Source organism: Burkholderia sp. Ac-20384, assembly GCF_017104605.1.
Lineage (GTDB): Bacteria > Pseudomonadota > Gammaproteobacteria > Burkholderiales > Burkholderiaceae > Burkholderia > Burkholderia lata.
The window spans coordinates 1-6809 of the sequence record NZ_JAAGPE010000402.1; the positions used below are offsets into that span (position 1 = coordinate 1).

Sequence of the window (6809 nt, forward strand, 5' to 3'; positions counted from 1 at the left end):
CGCGGGCCGCCGCGGGCCGGCGCCCAAGCGGGCGGAGCGCGATCGCGACGCCGGCCCGGCAGGCAAGGAAAAGAAGGCAGCGGCCAAGCCGCGCGCATCCGCCGGCAAACGTCCTGCGGCCGCCAAGCCGGCGCGCAAGAAGAAGTCGTAACGGTCATCGGGAAGCACGCGCGATGCGCGCCCTTCCCGCCCCCCTATTCGCCGATCTCGAGCGCCTGCGCGACGGCCTCGATCCGTGCGCGATGCACGGCTTCCTTGATCTTCTCCGTATCGTTGCCGATGCCGCGCGCGATTGCACCGGCATCGACGCTGCGCGCAGCCGCGAGCGCAACACGCAGCCGCTCGGCCTGCGGATACGGCTGCGCGTCGAGCCCGAGCCGCCCGCGCGCATCCGATTCGCATGCCTGCAGCATCTCGGCGAAACGCGCCGGCTTGCGCAGCGCGTCGCTGCGCTCGAACAGCCGCACCAGCGCGGCCGCGCCCATCTCCATCACGCGATGCAGGTTGCCGTGCTCGCGCGCGACCACCAGCGCGAGATCGCGGCATTCGTTCGGCACGCGCAACCGCTCGCACAACGGCTTGAGCAGGTCGACACTGCGTCCCTCGTGGCCGACGTGGCGCGGCAGCACGTCGGCCGGCGTCGTCGCCTTGCCGAGATCGTGCGTGAGCGCCGCGAAGCGCACCGGCAGCGAATAACCCTGCTTCGCCGCATAGTCGACGACCATCATCACGTGCACGCCCGTGTCGACCTCCGGGTGGTAATCGGCGCGCTGCGGCACGCCCCACAACGCATCGACTTCCGGCAGGATGCGCGCGAGCGCACCGCACTCGCGCAGCACCGCGAACATCCGCGACGGCTTCGCCTCCATCAACCCGCGCGCGATTTCCTGCCACACGCGCTCGGGCACGAGCGCGTCGACCTCGCCCGCGTCGACCATCCGCCGCATCAGCGCGAGCGTTTCGTCCGCGACCGTGAAATCCGCGAACCGCGCGGCGAAGCGCGCGATGCGCAGGATCCGCACCGGGTCCTCGACGAACGCATCGCTCACATGCCGGAACACGCGCGCGCGCAAATCGGCCTGCCCGTCGAACGGATCGATCACCGGCCCGACCAGCTCGCCCTCCGGGCTCACCTCGCGCGCCATCGCGTTGACCGTCAGGTCGCGCCGCGCGAGATCCTCGTCGAGCGTCACGTCCGGCGCGTAATGGAACTGGAAGCCGTGATAGCCGGCCGCCGTCTTGCGCTCGGTGCGCGCGAGCGCGTACTCCTCCTGCGTCCGCGGATGCAGGAATACCGGGAAATCCTTGCCGACCGGCCGGAAACCCTGCGCGGCCATCTGCTCGGGGGTCGCGCCCACCACCACGTAGTCGCGGTCCTGCACGGGCACGCCGAGCAATTCGTCGCGGATCGCGCCGCCTACTGCGTAGATATTCATGGCGTCGGCTCGTACTCGGCGATCACGTTCGTTTCGCGGCGCGCAGCGTCGATCCAGCGCTGCACGGCCGGCAGCGCCGTCACGCGGGCCGCATAGCCGGCCGCTTCCGGCGACAGGCCCGGCGCATACGTGTTGAAGCGCATCACGACCGGCGCGTACATCGCATCGGCAATGCCGAATTCGCCGAACAGGAACGGCCCGCCCGACGCCTCGAGACACGCGCTCCACAGCGCATCGATGCGCGCGACATCGGCGAGCGCGTCGGGTGTCGCACCGCGCCCCGGCATCGATGCGCGCACGTTCATGCCCATCTGCGTGCGCAGCGCCGCGAAGCCCGAATGCATCTCGGCCGCGACGCAGCGCGCATGCGCGCGCTCGAGCGGATCGGCCGGCCACATCGGGAATTGCGGATAGCGTTCGGCGAGCGTTTCGGCGATCGCGAGCGAATCCCAGATCGCGACGCCGTGGTCGTCGACCAGGCACGGCACCTTGCCGGACGGCGAATACTCGCGGATGCGTGCGGCCGTGTCATCGTGGCGCAGCTCGATGGCGATCTCGTCGAACGGGATGCCGAAGTGCGCGAGCAGCAGCCACGGGCGCATCGACCACGACGAGTAGTTCTTGTCTCCAATGACGAGTTTCATGGCGGTATTCCGGAAAACGCGAAGGTGAAAAGGAGAACGCTGCCGGCCTAGCGGCGCGAGCGGAACCAGTCGAACCGGGACCGCTGCGCGGTATGGCCGAGATACGCGGGCGCGATGCTTTCGAGGCTCGCGGGCGAGATCCCGAGCTCCGGCGCGAGCGGCCCCGACAGCACGTTCGGCACCGACATCGTCGCGAGATTGTCGCGCGTGAGCACGGGCTCGCCGGGCAGGCATTCGAACACGCTTGCCTGCAACCGCGCGAGCGCGTCGGGCAGCCGCACGATGCGCGCCTGCCGGCCGACCAGCGTGCCGCAATAGCGCACCAGCTGCTCGAGCGTGTAGACGGTCGGGCCGCCGAGTTCGTAGGTCTTGCCGTGTGCGGCCGCGAGATCGAGCGTGTTGACGAACGCGCGCACGACATCGCCGACGAACACCGGCTGGAAGCGCGCGTCGGGCATCGCGAGCGGCAGCACGGGCACCGAGCGCTGCAGGTTCGCGAACGTGTTGAGGAACGCGTCGCCGGGGCCGAACACGACCGACGGGCGGAAGATCGTCAGCGCGAGCGAATCGGTCGCCGCGATCGCGTGCAGCGCGGCCTCGCCGTCGCCCTTCGAGCGCTGGTACATGCTCGCGCCATGCGAATCGGCGCCGAGCGCGCTCATGTGCAGCACGCGCTGCACGCCCACCTCGGTGCAGGCGGTCGCGAGCGCGGCCGGCAGCGTGACGTGCGCGCGTTCGAAGCCGGGCCCGTACGGCGTGCCGCGGCCGCCGTGCAGCACGCCGACCAGGTTGATCGCCGCGTGCGTACCGGCGACGAAGCGCGCGAGCGTGCGCGTGTCGAGCGCTTCGAGCTCGACGATTTCGACCGGCAGCATCTGCAGGTGACGCGCGTGGTCGCGCCGGCGCGTGCCGATCCGTACCTGCTTGCCGGATTCGATCAGCGCATTGACGAGCCGGCTGCCAATGAAGCCGGTGCCGCCCAGCAGCGCGACGGTCTGGCGATCCATGTTAGAGCCTCAAAAGAACACTGCCGCGTCTCGCGCGGCAGTGTGAAGATTGCGTATCAGGGCGAGATCATGCCTAGACGTTTCTTCAACGACTGCGGTTTGCCCTCGAAGAGCGCCGCGTAGTAGACGGTGTTCGACAGCACGTTCTTCACGTAGTCGCGCGTCTCGTTGAACGGAATCGTTTCTGCGAAGATCGCGCCTTCGACCGGCTGCGTCAACACCTGGCGCCACTGGCGCGGCCGGCCCGGGCCCGCGTTGTAGCCGGCCGTGGCGAGCACCGGCGAGCTGTCGAAGTTGTTGTAGATGTCCGCCAGATACCAGGTGCCGAGCTGGATGTTGGTATCGATGTCGTGCATCTGCGCGCGCGAGATCGTGCCCATGCCGAGCTTCTTCGCGACCATCTGCGCGGTGGCCGGCATCAGCTGCATCAGGCCGCCCGCGCCCACCGACGAACGCGCGCTGGTGATGAAGCGCGATTCCTGGCGGATCAGCCCGTACGCCCACTCGACGTCGAGGCCCGTCGATTGCGCATAGCGCTCGACGATATTGCGGTACGGCGACGGGTAGCGCAGCGTGAAGTCGTGCTCGGCCTTCGTGCGGTCGGCCGTGTTGACCGTGCGGTCGAGCAGCTCGACGCGCTTGCCGTATTCGGCCGCGGCCAGCAGCTGGCGATCGGTCATCCCGCGCAGCGGCCAGTTCCATTCGCGGTTGCCTTCGAGGCGCAGGTTCAGCGCGTAGAAACGCTGCGCGAGCGCGAAGCCCGGAATCTTGCTCATCGCGTCGATCTCGGCGTCGCTCACCTTCGTGCGCGGCGGGATCGTCGTGCGCTGGCCGAGCTCTTCGCCGGCGAGTTGCCCGTAGAAGTTGAACTGGCCCGCGACCTGCTCGAATTCCTGGTTCGCCTGCAGCGTGTCGCCGCTCTGCTTGAGCGCGCGCGCATGCCAGTAGATCCAGGCCGGATCGTCGCGCAGCGACGGCGGCATCTGCTCGATCGACCAGCGCACCATCGGCCAGTTGCCGGCGAGCAGCGCGGCGCGCGTGCGCCATTCGTAGCCCGGGTTCGACAGCGGCGCATTCGTGGATTTCGCGTACCAGACCGACGCGAGCGGCGAGCGCTTGATCGCGCCCTGGTAGCCGATCGCGCCCCACGCGATCGCCTGTTCCTGCTTGGTCAGCGAGGCGGCGACCGACGTCAGCATCCCGGCTGCCGCGTCCGGATCGTTGCGCGCCATGCGGCTGAGCGCGATCAGCGCGAGCTGGTGCGAGGTCGCGTCGGGGCCGACGCCGCGCGCGAGGTACAGCGGCGGCGCGCTCGTCGCCTGGTCGAAGCCGACCGGGCGCGGGCCGAGCGCATCGACGATCTTGCCGCCGAGCGTCGTGTAGTTCTGCTCGTACGCGAGACGCGCCTGCTGCCACACGTCGTCGCTCGTGAACTGCTGGTTGACCGTCAGCGCGGTGATCAGGTCGACGCACGCGTCGCCGTAGTTCTTCGGCTCGACGAGCAGCGCACGTGCCGCATCGGCGACGTTCTCGCCGCGCGCCGCGCGCGATTCGAGCGCATAGCACTTGACCTGCGTGTCGTCGTCGAGCACGAAGCGCTTGTACTGGTCGTCGAAGTTGCGCCAGTCGTGGCGCGCGCCAAGCACGAGCAGGTAGTCGTTGCGCAGGCGGTCGGCGATCGCCTGGCCGTCGTAGCGCTGCAGGAACGACTGCACGGGCGCGTCCGGCGCGTCCACGCGCGCGCGGCCCGTCGAATCGAACAACTGCGGCTTGATCTGGAAATACTCGACGTAGGACGGTACCGGATAGTTCGGGATCATCGACGCGAGCTGCGCGGCTTTCGCAGCGTCGTTGCGACGCGCGGCTTCACGAAGCTGCACGAAGGTCTGGTCGTCCCCGGAGACCGTATCGTCGTTCGGTGCGGCGCACGCAGCCGTGCCCGCGACGAGCGCGGTGGCCGAAAGCGTCAGCGCGACCGCGCGATATACTCGGAAAAGGCTGTTCGACATCGTTTTGAATGGAGCACGAAGTGAGCGAAAGCATAGCACGCAACCCTGTGCCAAACCCGAAGGTTGCGCTACGCAAAACGCTGTCCGGCGCGCGCCGCGACGCCGCGTCGCAACCCGCCGCGAACGCCGCGCTCGACGCGCGGCTGCGCACGCTGCTCGAACGGCTCGCGCCGCGCACGGTCGGGTTCTACTGGCCGCTGCCGGGCGAATTCGATGCGCGCGATGCGGTGCTCTCGTGGTGCGCGGCCGGTGCCGGCCGGCAGGCCGCGCTGCCCGTGATCGACGAGCGGCACACGCCGCTCGAGTTCCATGCGTGGGACGCGCACACGCCGATGCGCGAAGGTCATCACCGGATTCCGGAACCGGCGTCGGGAATCGTCGTCGTGCCCGACCTGTTATTGATTCCCTGTGTGGGATTCGACCTGGAGCGCTACCGGCTCGGCTACGGCGGCGGCTACTACGACCGCACGCTGGCCGCGTGGCCGGGCACCGAGCTGCCCGTGACGGTCGGCATCGCCTACGATGCGTGCCGCGTCGACGCACTGCCGGCCGAAGCGCACGATCTCGCGCTGCACTGGATCGTGACCGACGCCGCGCTGTACCCGGCCGCCGGATGATGCGGCGGGCGGCGCCGCATCCGTCGTCGCACGCCCGTCAGCGCCCCGCCGCGCGCCACCTGCGGCGCAACCGTTTACAGCGATGCCGCCGCGCGCGCAGCCGTGTCGTACAGGCCCGATGCGTTGCGCAGCAACTGCGCCGCGTCGCCGATCTGCTCGTTGGTGAGCCCGCTGTCCTTCAGCGTCTCGATCAGGCAGTGCTCGCGCACCTCGCGGTACTTCAGGCACAGGTCGCGGCCCGCGTCGGTCGCGAAGAAGAACACTTCCTTGCCGTTCTTCTCGCTTTTCACATAGCCGCGGGCGATCAGTTTTTTCAGCGCATAGGTCGCGACGTGCGTATCCTCGATATTGAGCACGAAGCAGATGTCGGCGAGCTTCTTCTTGCGTTCGCGATGGCTGACGTGATGCAGCAGCGACACCTCGACCGCCGTCATGTCCTTCGCGCCGGCCGCCGACATGCAGCGCACCATCCACCGGTTGAAAGCATTGCCTGCCATGATGAGCCCGTACTCGAGCTCCGACAGCTCCGCGCTCGAATCGGAAACGAGGTGTTCGGATGACACGATCTTGGTCGCAGGACGCTTCATGGAAAGGCGGAGCAAGCCGGATGACAGGGTGTGCCGAGTGTACGCCAGAAGCCTCGACATACGGGCTAGGCGAAAACGCTTATTGGGAAGTTGTCGATATTTTATTGACAATGTGCGCTAACATTGCCGTCCGAACCGTGCCAGTCCGATGACGCAACCCCGCATTTATCCGCTCGGCGATGCCGCCCTCGTCTGCGAGATGCCGCCGCCCGCCACGCTCGATTGCCAGCGCCGCGTCTGGGCCGTTGCCGAGGCCGCGCGCGCGTGGCCCGACGTGATCGACGTCGTGCCCGGCATGAACAACCTGACGATCGTGTTCGACGCGCTCGCCACGACGGCCGAGTCGCTCACGCCGGCGCTGCGCGACGCGTGGGAAACCGCCGACGTCGAGCACGCGGACGGCCGCGAGGTCGAGATCCCGGTCGAATACGGCGGCGCCGCCGGCCCTGACCTGCCGGCCGTCGCCGCGCATACCGGCCTGTCGGCCGACGAGGTCGTCGCGCGCCACG

General features: G+C 68.7%; 7 protein-coding genes. 2 read left to right on the top strand and 5 right to left on the bottom strand.

Going from position 1 to position 6809, the window contains the following annotated elements; all coding sequences use genetic code 11:
- Positions 1-194: 194 nt before the first annotated feature.
- Genes G3O00_RS38230 through G3O00_RS38245 form a run of 4 tightly spaced genes read right to left on the bottom strand, consistent with a single transcriptional unit; the run spans position 195 to position 5096 of the window.
- Positions 195-1436, bottom strand: coding sequence for a multifunctional CCA addition/repair protein (locus tag G3O00_RS38230; protein WP_011353478.1), 1242 nt, complete (start codon positions 1434-1436; stop codon positions 195-197).
- Positions 1433-2080 carry a glutathione S-transferase family protein gene (locus G3O00_RS38235; RefSeq protein ID WP_174933873.1) on the bottom strand — a complete coding sequence of 216 codons (648 nt, stop codon included), beginning with the start codon at positions 2078-2080 and terminating at the stop codon, positions 1433-1435. Before G3O00_RS38235 ends, G3O00_RS38230 begins: the two co-directional genes overlap by 4 nt.
- Positions 2081-2127: 47 nt before the next feature.
- On the bottom strand, positions 2128-3087 hold the full coding sequence (locus G3O00_RS38240) for a complex I NDUFA9 subunit family protein (RefSeq protein WP_206146110.1): 960 nt from the start codon (positions 3085-3087) through the stop codon (positions 2128-2130).
- 56 nt (positions 3088-3143) lie between these two features.
- Positions 3144-5096 (bottom strand): lytic transglycosylase domain-containing protein, encoded by a 1953-nt coding sequence (locus G3O00_RS38245; RefSeq protein ID WP_174933869.1) that lies wholly within the window; start codon positions 5094-5096, stop codon positions 3144-3146.
- Between the two features lie 8 nt (positions 5097-5104).
- On the opposite strand from G3O00_RS38245, the gene G3O00_RS38250 reads away from it, so the two are divergent.
- On the top strand, positions 5105-5713 hold the full coding sequence (locus tag G3O00_RS38250; RefSeq protein ID WP_174933867.1) for a 5-formyltetrahydrofolate cyclo-ligase: 609 nt from the start codon (positions 5105-5107) through the stop codon (positions 5711-5713).
- 74 nt (positions 5714-5787) lie between these two features.
- Here the strand turns inward: G3O00_RS38250 and G3O00_RS38255 are convergent, their stop codons facing one another.
- The gene (locus G3O00_RS38255) at positions 5788-6300 is read right to left on the bottom strand and encodes a winged helix DNA-binding protein (RefSeq protein ID WP_027788908.1); all 513 of its coding nucleotides are present in this window, start codon (positions 6298-6300) and stop codon (positions 5788-5790) included.
- Positions 6301-6448: 148 nt separating this feature from the next.
- Here G3O00_RS38255 and G3O00_RS38260 point away from each other — a divergent pair.
- On the top strand, positions 6449-6809 hold a 361-nt coding region (locus tag G3O00_RS38260; protein ID WP_206146111.1), incomplete at its 3' end, for a carboxyltransferase domain-containing protein.